Consider the following 15,862-nt stretch of genomic DNA (forward strand, 5'->3'; position numbering starts at 1 on the left):
AGGCGGGAGCGGCCCTCCGCCGCCGCTCCCCGGCCACTGCGCTGCTCGGACCGGGAAGCGGTGGTGGTTCGGTCAGAAGTCCCGGTCCCTCCGGTCCTCCCGGTCCAGCCCCTGCCACGTGAAGGGGACGCAAAGGGACCCGCCGAGCCACCGCTCGATCCAGGAACCGAGGTTCATCGGTTCGCAGTCCTCCGCCGGCTCTTCCGGCACCCACGGCTCCTCGGGCACCCAGGGGTCCTCCGGCGCCCAGGGGTCGGCCGGATCGGGTGGCGGCCCAGGATCCGGCGGGACAGGTCCCGGCTCCCCCGGCGTCGGCCTCCCGGGCTCGGTGGGCGGCGGTTTCGCCGGTGCGGGCGGCTTCCCGGCCTGACCGTACAGCGTGGAACGGAAGACCTTCGACGACTCCGGATTCTTGGCGCACTGCCATACGCCGTGCGGACAGTAATCGGTGACGGTGTTGTACAGCGGTTTGTACGTGTCGAACCAGTGCAGCATGCGGCGCACATATTCGGGATTGTCCCCGTGGCGGAACAGGCCCCACTCCGGATACGAGATGACCTTTCCGTGCTCGGCCGCGAACTCGACGTGCTTGCGCAGCCCGTAGGGTTCATTCACCTGCTCGTCGAAGGTCTTGGCCGGCGGCTGGTCGTAGGAATCCATGCCGATGATGTCCACGACGTCGTCACCGGGGTAACAGGAGGTCCAGGGAACGTCGTCCCGGCCGCGGTTCGGGGCGAAATCGAAACGGAATTTCTGCCCGGGCGCGGAACGCATGGCGGTGACGATGTGCCGCCAGTATTTCCTCCACGACGCCGGATCGGGACCGCAGCGGTGCCTGTACGTCACTCCGTTCATCTCCCAGCCCAGCACGATCACCGTGTCGGGCACCCCCAGCCGCACCAGCCGTCGCGCCAGGGTCGCGAAATGCTTGTCGTAGCTCCCTCGCGCACCTTTGCGCAGCTCACTGCGGACGGTCTTGTCCCGGGCCCGCTTCTCGTGGTGTTCCAGCATGGGCACGTTGAGCACCAACATCCGGTCCTTCTTGGCCTTGCGCCACGCGGCCCAGTCCGCCAGGAAGGAGGGCTTCCCCTCGATGTTCTCCCACACGTCGCCGGGGAGATAGGTGTGCCCGACGCGCAATTCCGTACCGCCCAGCCATTTCTGCATCTTGGCGATGCGGCGCACGCCGGTCGGACCGTAGTCGAGATACGCGCCCAGCGCGGGCGCCGCCGCGGGTGGCGGGTTCGTCCGGCCGTCGTCGTCCGGTTCGGCCGCGCGGCTCGGCACGGGCGATGTCACTCCGGAAACGAGAAAAGCGGCCATGAGCAGCCCGGGCCAGGTCGTCCGGCGCCGCCGCTGTCGATGGGGCATGTCCGCTCCTCGTCGTTCGCACTCGCACGGGCTGGTCTCCCGGCCCTGTGATCACCTCGCTCCTCATAAGTATTTCTAGTAAGCCGAACGGGAATCCGGCCTCGGTCTTTCCGTAGACCGTCCGTGCATTTCATCCCCCGCATGGGCCATCGGCGGCCGAGCGGCGGAGGCGGAAGAGAATGGCCGACGGGCCGGATGACGACGCGGGCAGTCCGGCAGGCGGTCCCGCTGTGCTGAGCCGCCGGGCGTGTCCCGCCGGGAGAATCCGGCGTGATTCTCCCGGACGGGCCGGGCGTGCCCGAGCGTCAGCGGCGCGTCGCCGCCGTGCTCCGCCGGTAGAGGATCGCGCCGCCGAGCAGCAGACCGGCGCTCAGCGCCGCACCCGTGAAGAGGTGGGAGTCGGCACCGGTGGACGCCAGTCGCGGGCCGGCCGGGGCGTCGGCGGCGGGTGCCGAGCCGGGGTGTGCCGGACCGTGCGGGGCGGGGGCCGGCGGCACGGCTCGGTCGGCGGGCGACGAGGGAACGCCGGGGCCCACGGGGCTGACCGGCTCATCGGGGCGCTGCGGACCCGGGGGCTGCGCCGGTACGTGCGGCGTTCGCGGAGTGGCCTGAGCCGCCTTGGTCCCGCAGAAGTTGCCGAACACCGGGTTGAGGACGCCGACCACGTCCACCGAGTTCCCGCAGAGGTTCACCGGGACGTCGATCGGCACTGCCACGTTGTTGCCCGAGCCCACGCCCGGCGAGCCCTGCGCCAGCCCCGTGGCGGTGGAACCGCCGCCGTCCGGCTTCGGCGCGTGGTCGCGGTGAATGATGTGGCCGGGCGGTGTGTGCTCGTCGTCGGCCTGCGGTGCCGGGCGGGTCGAGTTCGCGGGGGGCGCGCCGTGGGACGGCGGGGCCGGGTGCGACTGCCGCGCCGGGGGAACGGAGGGCGAGGAGGGACGTCCGTGCACGGAGGACGCCTGCTCGGACGAGTGCGCGGACGTGCCCGACGTATTGGCGCAGGCGTTGCCGAACGCGGGGTTGAGCACTCCGACCGGGTCCACGGTGTTCCCGCAGACGTTGATCGGGATCTCCACGGGTACTTGGACGTTGTTGCCCGACAGCACTCCCGGTGATCCGACGGCGGCTCCGTCGGCCTCCACCGCGGTCGCGTAACCGCTGCTCAGGGACAGCACGCTCGACGCGGCCGCGGCGGTCAGCAGTCCCTTGCTGATGAGATCTCGCATCTGGTTTCTCCTCCTGCCGGCCGTACGGCGAGCAGTTGTGTGACGGGGGATCATTCGATCCAACGGGAACCGGTCCCGAAGCGCGTACCGCGTGCGCTTGCGGGACCGGCCGGGGCACCCAGAGGGGTGCCCGCACAACATCAGTGCGACGTCAGGGCGTCGTCACTCCATGTGCTGCGGGCCGTGGTGGCCCATCTTCTGCTGGCCGTGGTGGCCCTTCTTCTGGCCGTGGTGGCCCTTCTTCTCCTCCTCTTCGACGTCGGCGTTGATGCAGACGTTGCCGCTGGAGGGGTTGAGCAGCGCGATGATGTCGATCGTGTTGCCGCAGAGGTTGATCGGGATGTGGATGGGAACCGCGATGTTGTTCCCGGACAGGACGCCCGGGGAGTTGGCGACGACCGCCTCGGACTCGGCGTCGGCCATCGCGGGAGACGCGGCGCCGAGGGCGAGGACCAGCCCCGCGGTGGCCGCAGCGATCTTCGTGCACTTCATTGTTCTGAGCCCTTTCCGCAGCGGCCAGTTCGTCCGCACGGCTTTCGTGCGTACGCGAGCGTCACCCTCTCGGGCCTCGGCTTCCATGCCCGCTGCGGGAACTCCAACGACGGAAGGGAGGCGAGGAAACTGGCCTGTTTTGAAGACTTTTCGCTGTCACTCGGTTGCTGCGGCAAGGGGGTTCTTCTCACACCGTCGCGGTGTGTCGGGCATTCCGTCGACCCGGTTCCGTGCTGTTCGTGCGATGAGGCGACGGTATGACTAGGGCCTGAGCGCACTACGGGCCGACAGGGGCGCCATTGCCCCCGTCGGCCCGCCATCGATCCGTGGGACCGGGGTGTCAGTGTGTCCGGGTGTGCCCGGACGGCCGTGCGCCTGGTCGGCGGTCAGTGGTTGCCGACGCCGTTGCCGGAGAGGACCGGGATGTCGTCCAGGAGGTGCGACAGCGGCTCGTCACCCTTGGCCTGGGTCGAGTTCTCCGTGCACTGCTGGTTCTGCGGGTTGGACAGGACCTGGACGTCCTGGACCGCGACGTTGGCGATGATGCCCACGATCGAGCCGGCGTTCACCTTCGCCGGGAGGCCGACGCACAGCTTGTTCAGCGAGCCCTGGATCAGCTCCGCCTGCGGGCTCATGTGGCCCTTGGTGACCTGGTTGCCGAACGACGACTCGGCGCCGTTGCCGCTGAACGAGTTCGTCCCACCGTCGTCGGCGATGGCGAACGCCGACGGTGCCGCCGCGGCGGACATGCCGATGGCGGAGGCGGCGAGGGCCGCGCCGGCCATAACCTTCTTGATCACGGTTGTTCCTCTTCTTCTCAGCGAATGCATGTGGAGCGACCTGAACAACCGAGGGCCGCCGGTTTGGTTCCGCTGCTTCACCCGATCGGTTAGTGGCGCCTCCGGCATTGCCTCCGGGCGGCCGGAGGCATTGGAGTCGCCGGACCATCCGATAAATCGCCAATCGGGCGGTATTCCCTTTCTTCGCCCTCGTAACCCTCGGTAATAGACCGTTGGAGTGAGTTGATGCGTGCGGACGGAACCTGAACGGCCGTCACGAGTTGCTCAGGGGGCCCCGGCGACAGTGGGGCATCCTTCAGAAGGGGACTCATCGTGATCAAGAAGGTCATGGCCGGCACGGCCATCGCCGCCTCCGTGGTGGGCGTGTCCGCCGCCACGGCGCCCTCCGCGCTCGCCATCAGCAATGACGGCGGCGTCACGTCGGCCAGTGGCAACTTTGCCACGCAGCAGTTCGGCAACATGGCGACGTACGGGCACATGAGCCCGCAGATCGCGCTCATCCAAGGGTCGTTCAACAAGCCCTGCATCGCCCTTCCGGCCAAGGCGAACGTCGGCTCGGTCCTCGGTCTCCTGAACATCGGGGTCCAGGACCTCAACATCCTGTCCTCGCCGCAGAACCAGCAGTGTGTCGAGAACTCGACGCAGGCCAAGGGCGACGAGGCGCTGTCGCACATCCTCAACGACATTCCGCTGCTCTCCGGGAACGGTGCGGGCAACCGCTGACGGGAGACGGGTTTCGCATCCCGAGTCCCGGCAGAAAAGCGGAGGCCGGAACGCCGTTGCATTGGTCGCGGCGATCCGGCCTTTTTATCTGACAAGTGCGTTAAGCCATTCGAGGGAACTGCCGAAACTAATCCACCCATCGGCGGGTTAAGCAAGGCGGACTCCACCGGTGGAGTCGGACTTTCCGGAAAGGTATTTAAATGAAGAAGCTGTGGGCAACCGCTGCTGTAGCGGCCTCGATCGTCGGAGCCACGGCTGCCGCCGCGTCGCCGGCGTTCGCCATCGCCGATGACGGTGGGACGAACTCGTTCAGCGGCAACGGTGCCAAGCAGGCGTTCGGCAACCAGGCGACCAAGGGCAACATGAGCCCGCAGCTGGGCCTGGTCCAGGGCACGCTGAACAAGCCCTGCATCGGTCTGCCGCTGAAGGCGAACGTCGGCTCGCTCATCGGCCTCGTGAACGTCGCGGTCCAGGACGTCAACGTCCTGTCCAACCCGCAGAACCAGCAGTGCACGGAGAACTCGACCCAGGCCAAGGGTGACGAGCCGCTGTCGCACATCCTGGACGACATCCCGGTCCTCTCCGGCAACGGCGTCGGCAACCGCTGACCTGCCGCCCGAAGGCCCGGACCGGAAGCATCGCGCGCCCGGTCCGGGCCTTCGGCCTGTTCCGGGGCGGCTCGGCGGGGGCCGGTAGGGTGCCGGGATGCTCACCGTGACGACCGTGAACGTGAACGGCCTCCGTGCCGCCGCCAAGAAGGGGTACCTGGAGTGGCTGGAGCGGACCTCCGCCGATGTGGTCTGCCTCCAGGAGGTACGGGCCGAGCCGCACCAGCTCCCCGAGGCCGTACGAGAGCCGGCGGGCTGGCACGTGCTCCACGCGCCCGCCGCCGCCAAGGGCCGGGCCGGGGTCTCCCTGCTGTCCCGGCGGGAGCCGGAGCGCACGCGGGTGGGATTCGGCAGCGCGGAGTTCGACGGCAGCGGGCGCTATGCCGAGATCGACCTGCCGGGCGTGACCGTGGCCAGCCTCTACCTGCCGTCGGGCGAGGTCGGTACGGAGCGGCAGGAGGAGAAGGCGCGCTTCATGGCGGAGTTCCTGCCGTACCTGTCACGGCTGCGGGAGCGCGCGGCGGCCGACGGGCGCGAGGTGGTGGTGTGCGGTGACTGGAACATCGCCCACCAGGAGGCGGACCTCAAGAACTGGCGGGGCAACCGCAATTCCTCCGGCTTCCTCCCCGAGGAGCGCGCCTGGCTGACCCGGGTCTTCGACGAGGCGGGCTACGTGGACGTGGTCCGGGCCCAGTACCCGGAGCAGGAGGGGCCGTACTCCTGGTGGTCGTACCGGGGGCGGGCCTTCGACAACGACACCGGGTGGCGCATCGACCTCGTCGTCGGCTCACCTCGGCTGGCCGGGGCCGCGGTCAAGGCGTACGTGGAGCGCGCTGCCAGTCACGCGGAGCGGTGGAGCGACCACGCGCCCGTGACGGCGGTCTTCGACCTGGGGACCGCGCCTGCGTAAGGGGCCCGGGCGGCGCCGCCCGGGCGCGGGCCGTTTCCGTGTGTCCGCCGGGAAACGACGCGTGCCATGTCGTTCGCCGGCGCGGCCGCGGACGGGGGCGCCGCTCCGTCCCTGCCCCGCCGGCGGGCCGTCCCGCCGGTATGTCAGGTTTTCCGGGCGGGTTTCGGATCGCGGGGCGAGCGGAGGCGGCGGTCCAGGGCCAGGGAGAGTTCCGCCGTCACCACACTCCGGGCCAGCGGGCGGAGTTCGGCCGGGGGCGCGGTGGCGGCGTGGTCCTGGGCCAGGGTCGCGAACAGCTCGGCCAGGGCCTCGGTGTGGGCGCGGACCCGGCGGCCGGTCTCGAGGACCGCGGCCAGCGGGACCCCCGCCCGTACCAGCGCGGCCGAGACCTCCAGGAGGTGGCGGCTGATGTGGACCAGCGCCTCGCCGTCCGTGGCGAGGTAACCGAGATCGAGGGCCGCCGCCAGGTTCTCCGGTGTGACCTCGCCCGCGAAGTGGTCGGCCAGCTCCTCCGGGGTCAGCCGCACCGGGGTCTCCTCGGTGGGCTCGCCCAGGCCCAGCACCTCGCCCACGTCCCGGCCGCTCTCGAAGGCCGTGGCGAGGTCGGCGATGCCGTTGAGGGTGTGGCCGCGCTCCAGCAGGGCCGCGATCGTGCGGAGCCGGGCCAGGTGCCGGTCGTCGTACCAGGCGACCCGGCCCTCCCGGCGCGGGGGCCGCAGCAGGCCGCGTTCCCGGTAGAAGCGCACGGTGCGCACCGTGATGCCCGCCTCCCGGGCCAGCTCCTCCATGCGGTACTCCATGGTCGCCAGCCTAAGGAGTCCTCGCCCCATCCCTCTCGTACCGCCGGTAACTTCCTGTCGCCCAGGCCCTACCCATGAGTAGAGAGCTGCCCTACGCTCCCCACCACGCCAGTGATTACTGGCGTGGTTCGGGGCGCTGTCGGTGACGTGGTCAGGAGGCGGAGCGGAATGGACCGGAACGAACATGTACGCGTCGCGGTGATCGGATCCGGATTCGGCGGGCTGGGCGCCGCCGTCCGGCTGCGTCGGGAGGGCGTCACCGACTTCGTCGTCCTGGAGCGCGCCGGTTCCGTCGGCGGCGCCTGGCGGGACAACAGCTATCCCGGGTGCGCCTGCGACATCCCCTCGCACCTGTACTCGTTCTCGTTCGCGCCGAACCCCGACTGGCCGCGCGCCTTCTCGGGGCAGCGCCACATCCGGGCGTATCTGGAGAAGGTCGCGGACACCTTCGGGCTCCGGCCCCATCTGCGCCTGAACCACGAGGTCCTGATGGCGCGCTGGGACCGGGCGGCGCTGCGCTGGGAGATCGAGACCTCGCGGGGCACCTGCACCGCCGAGGTCGTCGTGTCCGCGACCGGGCCGCTGTCCGACCCCCGCGTCCCCGACGTACCCGGCCTCGACACCTTCCCGGGAAAGGTCTTCCACTCGGCCCGCTGGGACCACGAGTACGACCTGCGCGGCAAGCGCGTCGCCGTGGTCGGCACCGGTGCCTCCGCGATCCAGATCGTCCCGGCGATCCAGCCCGAGACGGGCCGCCTCACGCTCTTCCAGCGGACGCCGCCCTGGGTGCTGCCGCGCCGGGACCGGGCGATCTCACGGTCCGAGCGCCGACTGCACCGGGCGGTGCCGATCACCGGCTCCGTGCGGCGGCAACTCCTCTGGGCAGTACGGGAATTGCAGGTCAACTTCTTCACCCGGCGGCACGGCGGGCTGGGGCTGGTGGAGTCCCTCGCCAAGGCCCATCTCGCCCGGGCCGTCAAGGACCCGGGGCTCCGGGCCAGGCTGACGCCCTCGTACCGCATCGGCTGCAAGCGCGTCCTGCTCTCCGACACGTACTACCCGGCGCTCGCCCGGCCTGATGTCGACGTGGTCGCCTCCGGGCTGGCCCAGGTGCGCGGCTCCACCCTGGTCGCGGCGGACGGTACGGAGGCCGAGGTGGACGCGATCGTCTTCGCCACCGGCTTCCACGTCACCGACATGCCCATCGCCGAGCGGGTGGTGGGCGCCGACGGCCGTACGCTCGCGGAGGCGTGGCGGGACGGGTTGGAGTCGCTGCGCGGTTCGACCGCGGCCGGGTTCCCCAACTGGATGACGATCATCGGACCCAACACCGGGCTCGGGAACTCCTCGATGATCCTGGTGATCGAGTCCCAGCTGAACTACCTGGCCGACTACCTGCGGAAGCTGGACGACCTCGGCGGCCGGGGGAGCGACGGGGGCGCGGACCGGGCCGGCCGGGTGGCGCTGAGCGCGCGCCCCTCGGCCGTGCGCGCCTGGAACCACCGGGTGCAGGAACGCATGAAACGCACCGTATGGAGTACGGGCGGCTGCACGAGCTGGTATCTCGATGGGAAAGGGCGTAACACCACCATCTGGCCCGGTACGACGGCCGAGTTCCGGCGGGCCACCCGGGAGGTCGATCTCGCGGAGTACGACGTCATCCGCCCCTTCCGCGACGGGCCGGACGACGCGACGACGAGCGTGAACGAGAGGGAGATTGTCCGATGAGCGGGCTGCCCCAGGGGCGTGAACTGACCGCCGTCTCCGCCGACGGTTCACGCATCCATGTCGAGGTCTTCGAACCCCCGGACGCCGGTTCCGGTGGCGGTTCCCTCGCCGGTGATGCCGGTGCCGGTGCCGGTGGCGGGCCGCCGGACGACGGTGGGCGCGGACGGCGGCCCGCCGTCGTGCTGGTGCACGGCTGGACCTGCTCCCTGCGCTTCTGGGCACCACAGATACGGGGTCTCGCCGCCGACCACCGGGTGATCGTCTACGACCAGCGCGGGCACGGCCGTTCACCGCTGCCCGGTCCGGGCGGCTACTCCACCGAGGCCCTGGCCGACGATCTGGAGGCCGTACTCACCGCCACTCTGGCGCCGGACGAGAAGGCGGTGCTCGTCGGGCACTCCATGGGCGGGATGACGCTGATGGCCGCCGCGCCCCGGCCCGTCCTCCGGCGGCACGCGGCGGCCGTCGCGCTGTGCAGCACGGCCAGTTCCCGGCTGACCGCCGAGAGCCTGGTGCTCCCGCTCCGCCCCGGCCGGCCGCGTACCCGGCTCACCCGGCTGATCCTCGGCGCGCGCTTCCCGCTCGGGCCGGTCACGCCGGTGTCGAAGTGGCTGCTGCGGTACGGCACGATGGGCCCCCGCTGCGCCCCCGAGGCGGTCACCGAGTGCGCCAGGCTCGTGCAGGCCTGCGCCCGGCCCAGCAGGATCGGCTGGGCACATGTCCTCGACGCGCTCGATCTCGACGATTCGGTCCGGGAGTTGAGGGCACCCACCGCCGTACTCGTCGGCACGGCCGACCGGCTGACCCCGCCGGTGCACGCGCGGGCGCTGGCGGCGGCCCTGCCGGACTGCGTCGGTCTCACCGAACTCCCCGGGGCGGGACACATGACACCGGTGGAGGTGCCCAGGGCCGTCACGGCGGCGATACGCGACCTGAGCACCCGTCACCTCGGCGCGACGGAGGGAGCGGCATGAGCGGCGGTACCGGTGTTGTCCCGCCCTGGCCGCGGACGTGGACCCGGACTCGGCGCCGCTCCGGAGTGCTGGACGGGCGGGTCGCGGTGGTCACCGGCGCCGCGCGCGGTGTCGGTGAGCTGCTGGCGCGCAAGCTCTCCGCGCGGGGTGTGAAGGTGGCGCTCGTCGGGCTGGAGCCGGAGGAGCTGAAGCGGGTCGCCGCCCGGCTGCACGCCGACTGCGACCTGTGGCACGCGGACGTCACGGACGACGAGGCGATGGCCCGCGTCGCGCGGGAGGTCAAGGAGCGCTTCGGGCGGATCGACATCGTCGTGGCCAACGCGGGCGTGGCCACCGGCGGACCGTTCGTGGACTCCGCCCCGGACGCGTGGCGGCGGGTCGTCGAGGTGAACCTGATCGGCAGCGCGGTGACCGCCCGGACGTTCCTGCCGATGCTGCGGGAGAGCCGGGGCTACCTCCTCCAGATCGCCTCGCTGGCCGCGCTGGCCCCGGCGCCGATGATGACCGCGTACTGCGCGTCCAAGTCGGGCGTAGAGGCGTTCGCGCACAGCCTGCGCACCGAGGTCGCCCACGACGGTGTCGGGGTCGGGATCGGCTACCTGTCCTGGACGGACACGGACATGGTGCGGGGTGCGGACCGCGACGAGGTGATGCGCGAGCTGCGCGAACGGCTGCCGTGGCCGGCGAACCGCACCTACCCGCTCGGCCCGGCCGTGGACCGGCTCGTCGAGGGGATCGAACGGCGCTCCCCGCATGTGTACGGGCAGGGGTGGCTGCGCTCGTTGCAGGCCGTACGCGGAAGTCTGCCGGGGCTCATCGCCCTGGCCGGACGGCGCGAGATGCGGCAGTTCGGGCCCCGGCTGGCGGGTCTGCGCCGGGGGCTGGTGGGCGCGGGCGGGGAGGCGGACGAGCAGGAGCGTGCGGGAGGGGCGGGAAGGACGCGAGGGACGGGAGGACGGTGACCCGGCGGTGAAGGTGTGAGAACCCGCAGTGGGCCAGTGGGCCAGTGGGCCAGTGGGCCGTGGTGGGGCAGTGGGGCGCCAGGGGCGGTGCGGTCGTGGGCTGGCCGGAACTGGTCGAAATGCGCGTGATGTCCGGGCGTGTCAGTCTGGTCGAGGCCCCACCCGGGCGGTCCCGGCCTCGGCCACGACGACCCCCTCGTGCCCCGTCACGCCGTTCCTCGGACACGTCGGTGGGGCCTCGACGAGTGTCACACCACTACGCCGCGGCCGGGCTCGGTCCGTTTCGGTCCGAGCCCGGCCGCGGCGCCGCCCACACCTGTCAGGAGTGACTTTCCATGGGCATTTCCGACCAGTTCAAGGACAAGGCGCAGCAGCTCGGTGACCGTGCGAAGGACGAGATGAAGGACAAGGAACGCCAGTCCGGCCAGTCCCAGCGGTCCGGGCAGCGCGGCCAGTCGGCGAAGCCGGGCCGGCCGGGCCAGGGCGCACAGGGCGCACAGGGCGCACAGGGCAAGGACCGGGCGCGCGGCGGGCGCGAGCAGGGACAGCGCGCGGGGCAGGACGCACGCGGAGACATGCGCAAGGACATGCACGAGGACATGGGCATGGACGAGGACATCGACCTCGACCACTGAGCTGCCCCGCTCCGTCGAGCACAGGCAGTCGAGCACGGGCGGTCGAGCCCGGGCAGGTGAGTGGCGCACCCGGCGTCTTCCGGGCGCGCCACTCGCGTACGCCGTCCGTCCTTGGCGGCCTGCCTCGCCCTCAGTCGGTCTTGCGGGGCGGCAGTCCCGGGCGGCGCAGGTCCGGGACGGCTCCGTAGCCCGGCGGGGCCGCCGCCGGCTCGGCCGCCAGCAGGTCCAGCGCCGCCCACACCGCGTCGTCGAGCTGTGCGTGCCGGCCCTCCGCCCAGTCCAGCGGTGTGCGCAGGGCCTCGATGTCCGGCTCCACGCCGTGGTTCTCCACGGACCAGCCGTACGCGTCGAACCAGGCCGCGTTCATCGGGACCGTGATGACCGTGCCGTCGACCAGGCGGTGCCGGCCCGTGATGCCGACGACCCCGCCCCAGGTGCGCTGGCCGACCACCGGGCCCAGCTTCAGCAGCCGGAAGGCCGCGGTGATCATGTCGCCGTCGGAGGAGGTCGCCTCGTCGGCGAGCGCGACGATCGGGCCCCGCGGCGCGTTGGAGGCGTAGCTGACGGGCTGGGCGTCGCGGGTCAGGTCCCAGCCGATGATGCGCCGGGTGAGCTTCTCCACGACCAGTTCGCTGATGTGGCCGCCCGCGTTGCCCCGTACGTCCACGATCAGCGCGGGGCGCGAGACCTCCAGCCGCAGGTCACGGTTGAACTGGGCCCAGCCGGAGCCGCCCATGTCGGGGATGTGCAGATAGCCGCACCGGCCGCCGCTGATCTCCCGGACGACCTCCCGGCGTTTGGCGACCCAGTCCTGGTAGCGCAGCGGCCGTTCGTCGATGAGGGGGACTACGGCGACCCGGCGGGCGCCGCCCTTGCGGCCGGCGGGGCGGAAGGTCAGCTCGACGGTGGTGCCCCCGGCGGCGGCGAGCAGTGGGAAGGGGCCGGCGACCGGGTCGACGGGCCGGCCGTCCACATGGGTGAGGACGGCACCCTCGCGGATGCCCGTACCGGCCAGCGGCGAGCGGGCCTTGGAGTCGGAGGACTCCCCGGGCAGGATGCGCTTGACGAGCCACTCGCCGTCCCGGCAGACCAGGTTGGCGCCGAGCAGGCCGATGGGCCGCTGGTAGTGCGGCGGGCCCTCGTCCCGGCGCGCGGGCGTGACGTACGCGTGGGACGTGCCCAGTTCGCCGAGGACCTCGCGGAGCAGGTCGGCGAACTCGTCGGGGGAGGCGACGCGCTCGACCAGCGGCCGGTACTGGGCGAGGATCGCGTCCCAGTCGATGCCGCACATCTCCGGCTCCCAGAAGTAGGCGCGGATGAGCCGGCCGGCTTCCTCGTACGCCTGCCGCCACTCGGCCTCGGGATCGACGTCGTGCAGGATCCGGCGCAGGTCGAGATGGACGGTGGAGTCGCCGTCACCGGGCTCGGTCGCGGGTACGGCGCGCAGTTCGCCGTCGTCCACGACCACCAGCCGGGAGCCGTCACCGCTCGCCGCGAACCAGTCGAGATGCCCGACCAGTTCGCTCTTGCGCGCCTTCACGATGTCGAAGTGTTCGAGGGTGGGGCGGCCGGACATGTCGGCGGGGTTGGCGAACGTCTCCCCGAGCGCGCCCGAAATGGGCCAGCGCAGCCAGACCAGGCCGCCACCGCTGACCGGGTGCAGGGCCGAGTGCTTGGACGCGGTGACGGGGAACGGGGTGACCCGCTCGGGCAGGCCCTCGACCTCGACCGTGACCGTACCGTCGCCGGAGTTCCCGACGTCCGGGTCGAGCCCGCCGGCCGCGGGCCTGCCGTCCGGCAGCAGGGCGAAGGGGGACGGGGTGGCGGAGGAGAGGGGCACGAGGTACGGACGGCAGCCCAGGGGGAAGGAGAGGTCGCCGGTGTGCACGTCGTACACCGGGTCGAAGCCGCGCCAGGAGAGGAAGGCGAGATAGCGGCCGTCGCTGGTGAAGACCGGGTTCTCGTCCTCGAAGCGGCCGTTGGTGACGTCGACGACCGTACGGGCGAAGCTGCCCGCGATCTTGGCGAGCTTGATCTGGCGGAGGGAGCGGCCGACGCCGGGGTGGGACCAGGCGAGCCATTCGCCGTCGGGGGAGAAGGCGAGGTCGGCGACGGGGCCGTTGATGGAGCGGATGAGTTCGGTGATGGCGGGTGAGTCGGGTGGCTCGGGCGTGCCGGAAGTGCCGGAAGTGTCGGAGGTGTCGGAGGGCTGAGCGGTGTCCGGCGGTTGGGGCGTGTCGGACGCGGCGGACGGCTGGGGTGTGTCCGACGGCCCGGATGCCGGTGTCCGGGATGACGCGGGCGGCCGGGAGGATTCGTTGGGCTCGGCGGTCTCGGCCGTCTCGGTCGCCTCTGCTGCCTTTGTCCCCTCCGCTGCCTCGGGACTCTCTGTCGCCCCGAGGGCCTCGGTGACCTCGGGGGCCTCGGCGGTTTCGGGGCCTTCGGCGGTTTCGGTGTCGGCCGGTGGCGCCTCGGCCGTCGTTCCCGTTTCCGCACCCGCCTCCGCCTCGGCCTCTTCCGCTTCTTCAGCCTCTTCTGTTTCCTCTTCCTCGTCGAGGTCCGCCACGTCTATCAGCAGCAGCCTGCCGTCGTGCGTGGCGATAGCGATCCGTTCGCCGTCCGGGTCCGCCACCATCTCCTCGACACGCCCCAGCCGGCCGGACGCCAGCCGCCGGGGCTGCCGGTCGCCGCTCGCCCGGGGCAGGTACGCGATCTCGATCGCGTCCTCGCCGTCCGCGTCGGTGATGTACGCGACCTCTCCGCCGCTGCCCAGCATCACGGGGAAGCGGACCCGTACGCCCGGCGTGTCCGCGATCGTGCGGGCGGGGCCGTCGCGGTGCGTGAGCCAGTACAGGCTGCCGCGCACGTTGACCGCGCTGGCCCGCCCCGTCATGTCCACGGATATCCCGTCGACGTGCCCGGCCGCGGGGATCTGGTAGCCGCGCCGGCCCGTGCGCTGCCCGCCGAGCCGTATGTCCAGCCTGCGCGGCTCCGAGTCCGGGGTCAGCGCGTCGACCAGCCATATCTCGCCCGCGCACTGGTAGACGACCCGGCGCCCGTCGGAGGAGGCGTGGCGGGCGTAGAAGGCGTCGTGGTCGGTGTGGCGGCGCAGGTCCGTGCCGTCGGGGAGGCAGGAGTAGAGGTTGCCCACACCCTCGTGGTCGGAGAGGAAGGCGATGCGCCCCGAGACGAACATCGGGGAGTCCAGGTGGCCGCCGATGTCCGCGAGCAGCCGCTGCCCGTGCAGCCAGAGCCGGCCGGTCGCACCGCCCCGGTAGCGCTTCCAGGACGCGGGCTCGTGCGGGGGCTTGCCGGTGAGCAGGAGCGTGCGGTGCTCGCCCTCGACGTCCGCGACGGCGATGTCCGACACCGGCCCCCAGGGCAGCGCGCTGCCGGGGGAGCCGTCGGTGGGCAGGGCATAGGCCCAGGCGAAGTACGAGAAGGGCCGGCCGTGCGAGGAGACCGCGAGGATCTGGGACCGGCCGTCCTCGTCCGGCGGCGTCCAGCCGCAGACGCGGGTGTCGGTGGCCCCCCAGTAGGTCAGCCGGCGCACGGCGCCGCCGTGGACGGGGGCGAGGTGGATCTCCGGGTCGAGGCTGCGCCAGTTCGTATAGGCGATGTGGCGCCCGTCCGGCGAGAAGCGGGGATGCCCGATCCTGGTCCGGTCGACGGTGATCCGCCAGGCCCGTTCGGGCCGCCCGCCGGGCGCGGTGAGGGGGGCGATCCAGAGGTCGTCCTCGGCGGCGAAGCACAGCAGGTCGTCGTGCAGGTGCGGGAAGCGTAGGTACGCGACGTCGTCACTCACCCCGCCCATGCTCCCCTTTCGGCGCGCGGTTCGCCTCCGGGACGGTGTTTTCCGTGCCTGCGCCCAGGGCTGTGGTACACGGCACAAGCGAAACTGGTTCGTTTCGCCGGCGCCGGGATTATCGTTGTACGGGAACAGTACGAAACAGTTTCGTTCCGGTGTTCGGCGGTCCCGCGGGGCCGCGCCGTCACACAGGAGGTCCGTCATGGCACGCAGCAGGCTCACCCCCGAGCGCGAGGCCGAGCTCTACGGCGCCGTGCTCGACCTGCTGCGGGAAGTCGGGTACGACGCGTTGACCATGGACGCTGTCGCCACCCGTACGCGCTCCAGCAAGGCCACCCTCTACCGGCAGTGGGGCGGCAAGCCGAAGCTGGTCGCCCGGGCCCTGCGCTCCAACAAGCCCGGCGGCGACCTCGATGTCGACACCGGAAGCCTGCGCGGCGACTTCCTCGCGTTCACGGAGATCATCGACGACTGCCAGATCGAGAAGGACACCGCTCTGCTGCGGAGTCTCGTCCATGTCGCCAACGAGAACCCGGAACTGCTCCAGGCGCTGCGCGAACTGCTCATCGAACCCGAGCTCAACCACCTGCGCGCGATCATGCTGCGTGCCGTCGAGCGGGGCGAACTGCCCCGGGACCACCCGGCCATCGAGTACGTCCCGCACATGCTCATCGGCGCGTTCGTCGCGCGGCCGCTGATCGAGGACAGACCCGTCAGCCGGAGCTTCTTCCTCGCCTACGTCAACGCCGTGGTGCTCCCCACCCTCGGCGTCTGATCCGGCTTCCGCACGGGGGCGGCGCCCGCACCCCGTGACGGCGCCCCCGA

13 protein-coding genes and 1 pseudogene are annotated in these 15,862 nt (G+C 71.6%); 8 read left to right on the plus strand and 6 right to left on the minus strand.

Annotated elements, in window-relative coordinates; translation table 11 throughout:
• Positions 1-72: 72 nt before the first annotated feature.
• From ACU6P3_RS19960 to ACU6P3_RS19975, 4 genes and pseudogenes are all read right to left on the minus strand, one after another.
• Positions 73-1,371, minus strand: a complete 1,299-nt coding sequence (locus ACU6P3_RS19960) for a glycoside hydrolase family 26 protein (RefSeq protein WP_447193482.1) — start codon at positions 1,369-1,371, stop codon at positions 73-75.
• A 305-nt stretch (positions 1,372-1,676) separates the two neighbouring features.
• Positions 1,677-2,597, minus strand: coding sequence for a chaplin (locus tag ACU6P3_RS19965; protein WP_447193483.1), 921 nt, complete (start codon positions 2,595-2,597; stop codon positions 1,677-1,679).
• A 264-nt stretch (positions 2,598-2,861) separates the two neighbouring features.
• A pseudogene (locus tag ACU6P3_RS19970) lies at positions 2,862-3,089 on the minus strand (chaplin); the annotation flags it as partial.
• A 386-nt stretch (positions 3,090-3,475) separates the two neighbouring features.
• Complete coding sequence (locus tag ACU6P3_RS19975) at positions 3,476-3,886, minus strand: rodlin (protein ID WP_447197973.1); 411 nt, start codon at positions 3,884-3,886, stop codon at positions 3,476-3,478.
• A 315-nt stretch (positions 3,887-4,201) separates the two neighbouring features.
• Between ACU6P3_RS19975 and ACU6P3_RS19980 the strand changes: the two genes are divergently transcribed.
• The 3 genes from ACU6P3_RS19980 to ACU6P3_RS19990 all read left to right on the plus strand — a co-directional run bounded on the left by ACU6P3_RS19980 (position 4,202) and on the right by ACU6P3_RS19990 (position 6,130).
• Complete coding sequence (locus ACU6P3_RS19980) at positions 4,202-4,612, plus strand: rodlin (RefSeq protein ID WP_447193484.1); 411 nt, start codon at positions 4,202-4,204, stop codon at positions 4,610-4,612.
• Between the two features lie 200 nt (positions 4,613-4,812).
• Positions 4,813-5,220, plus strand: coding sequence for a rodlin (locus tag ACU6P3_RS19985; protein WP_344281347.1), 408 nt, complete (start codon positions 4,813-4,815; stop codon positions 5,218-5,220).
• Positions 5,221-5,317: 97 nt separating this feature from the next.
• A complete protein-coding gene (locus tag ACU6P3_RS19990; RefSeq protein WP_447193485.1) occupies positions 5,318-6,130 on the plus strand; it encodes an exodeoxyribonuclease III in 813 nt (270 codons plus the stop codon).
• 143 nt (positions 6,131-6,273) lie between these two features.
• Here the strand turns inward: ACU6P3_RS19990 and ACU6P3_RS19995 are convergent, their stop codons facing one another.
• Entirely contained in the window at positions 6,274-6,918 is a 645-nt protein-coding gene (locus ACU6P3_RS19995; protein ID WP_447197974.1) for a MerR family transcriptional regulator, read from the minus strand.
• Positions 6,919-7,098: 180 nt separating this feature from the next.
• On the opposite strand from ACU6P3_RS19995, the gene ACU6P3_RS20000 reads away from it, so the two are divergent.
• From ACU6P3_RS20000 to ACU6P3_RS20015, 4 genes are all read left to right on the plus strand, one after another.
• Positions 7,099-8,658 carry a flavin-containing monooxygenase gene (locus tag ACU6P3_RS20000; RefSeq protein ID WP_447193486.1) on the plus strand — a complete coding sequence of 520 codons (1,560 nt, stop codon included), beginning with the start codon at positions 7,099-7,101 and terminating at the stop codon, positions 8,656-8,658.
• Positions 8,655-9,632 carry an alpha/beta fold hydrolase gene (locus ACU6P3_RS20005; protein ID WP_447193487.1) on the plus strand — a complete coding sequence of 326 codons (978 nt, stop codon included), beginning with the start codon at positions 8,655-8,657 and terminating at the stop codon, positions 9,630-9,632. The genes ACU6P3_RS20000 and ACU6P3_RS20005 overlap by 4 nt, the downstream gene beginning before the upstream one ends.
• Positions 9,629-10,594: an SDR family oxidoreductase gene (locus tag ACU6P3_RS20010; protein ID WP_447193488.1), complete on the plus strand. Its 966-nt coding sequence runs from the start codon at positions 9,629-9,631 to the stop codon at positions 10,592-10,594. Before ACU6P3_RS20005 ends, ACU6P3_RS20010 begins: the two co-directional genes overlap by 4 nt.
• Positions 10,595-10,929: 335 nt before the next feature.
• Positions 10,930-11,229, plus strand: coding sequence for a hypothetical protein (locus tag ACU6P3_RS20015; RefSeq protein WP_447193489.1), 300 nt, complete (start codon positions 10,930-10,932; stop codon positions 11,227-11,229).
• A gap of 130 nt (positions 11,230-11,359) precedes the next feature.
• Here the strand turns inward: ACU6P3_RS20015 and ACU6P3_RS20020 are convergent, their stop codons facing one another.
• On the minus strand, positions 11,360-15,043 hold the full coding sequence (locus tag ACU6P3_RS20020) for a S41 family peptidase (RefSeq protein ID WP_447193490.1): 3,684 nt from the start codon (positions 15,041-15,043) through the stop codon (positions 11,360-11,362).
• 196 nt (positions 15,044-15,239) lie between these two features.
• Here ACU6P3_RS20020 and ACU6P3_RS20025 point away from each other — a divergent pair, with 196 nt between their 5' ends.
• Positions 15,240-15,812, plus strand: a complete 573-nt coding sequence (locus tag ACU6P3_RS20025) for a TetR/AcrR family transcriptional regulator (protein WP_447193491.1) — start codon at positions 15,240-15,242, stop codon at positions 15,810-15,812.
• Positions 15,813-15,862 lie beyond the last annotated feature (50 nt).

Source organism: Streptomyces hebeiensis (assembly GCF_052983195.1).

Coding starts and splice junctions, on each gene's coding strand:
- ACU6P3_RS19995 (WP_447197974.1), bottom strand. CDS start 6,918: ATGGAGGAGCTGGCCCGGGAGGCGGGCATCACGGTGCGCACCGTGCGC.
- ACU6P3_RS20010 (WP_447193488.1), top strand. CDS start 9,629: ATGAGCGGCGGTACCGGTGTTGTCCCGCCCTGGCCGCGGACGTGGACC.
- ACU6P3_RS20005 (WP_447193487.1), top strand. CDS start 8,655: ATGAGCGGGCTGCCCCAGGGGCGTGAACTGACCGCCGTCTCCGCCGAC.
- ACU6P3_RS20015 (WP_447193489.1), top strand. CDS start 10,930: ATGGGCATTTCCGACCAGTTCAAGGACAAGGCGCAGCAGCTCGGTGAC.
- ACU6P3_RS19965 (WP_447193483.1), bottom strand. CDS start 2,597: ATGCGAGATCTCATCAGCAAGGGACTGCTGACCGCCGCGGCCGCGTCG.
- ACU6P3_RS20000 (WP_447193486.1), top strand. CDS start 7,099: ATGGACCGGAACGAACATGTACGCGTCGCGGTGATCGGATCCGGATTC.
- ACU6P3_RS20020 (WP_447193490.1), bottom strand. CDS start 15,043: ATGGGCGGGGTGAGTGACGACGTCGCGTACCTACGCTTCCCGCACCTG.
- ACU6P3_RS20025 (WP_447193491.1), top strand. CDS start 15,240: ATGGCACGCAGCAGGCTCACCCCCGAGCGCGAGGCCGAGCTCTACGGC.
- ACU6P3_RS19960 (WP_447193482.1), bottom strand. CDS start 1,371: ATGCCCCATCGACAGCGGCGGCGCCGGACGACCTGGCCCGGGCTGCTC.
- ACU6P3_RS19990 (WP_447193485.1), top strand. CDS start 5,318: ATGCTCACCGTGACGACCGTGAACGTGAACGGCCTCCGTGCCGCCGCC.
- ACU6P3_RS19985 (WP_344281347.1), top strand. CDS start 4,813: ATGAAGAAGCTGTGGGCAACCGCTGCTGTAGCGGCCTCGATCGTCGGA.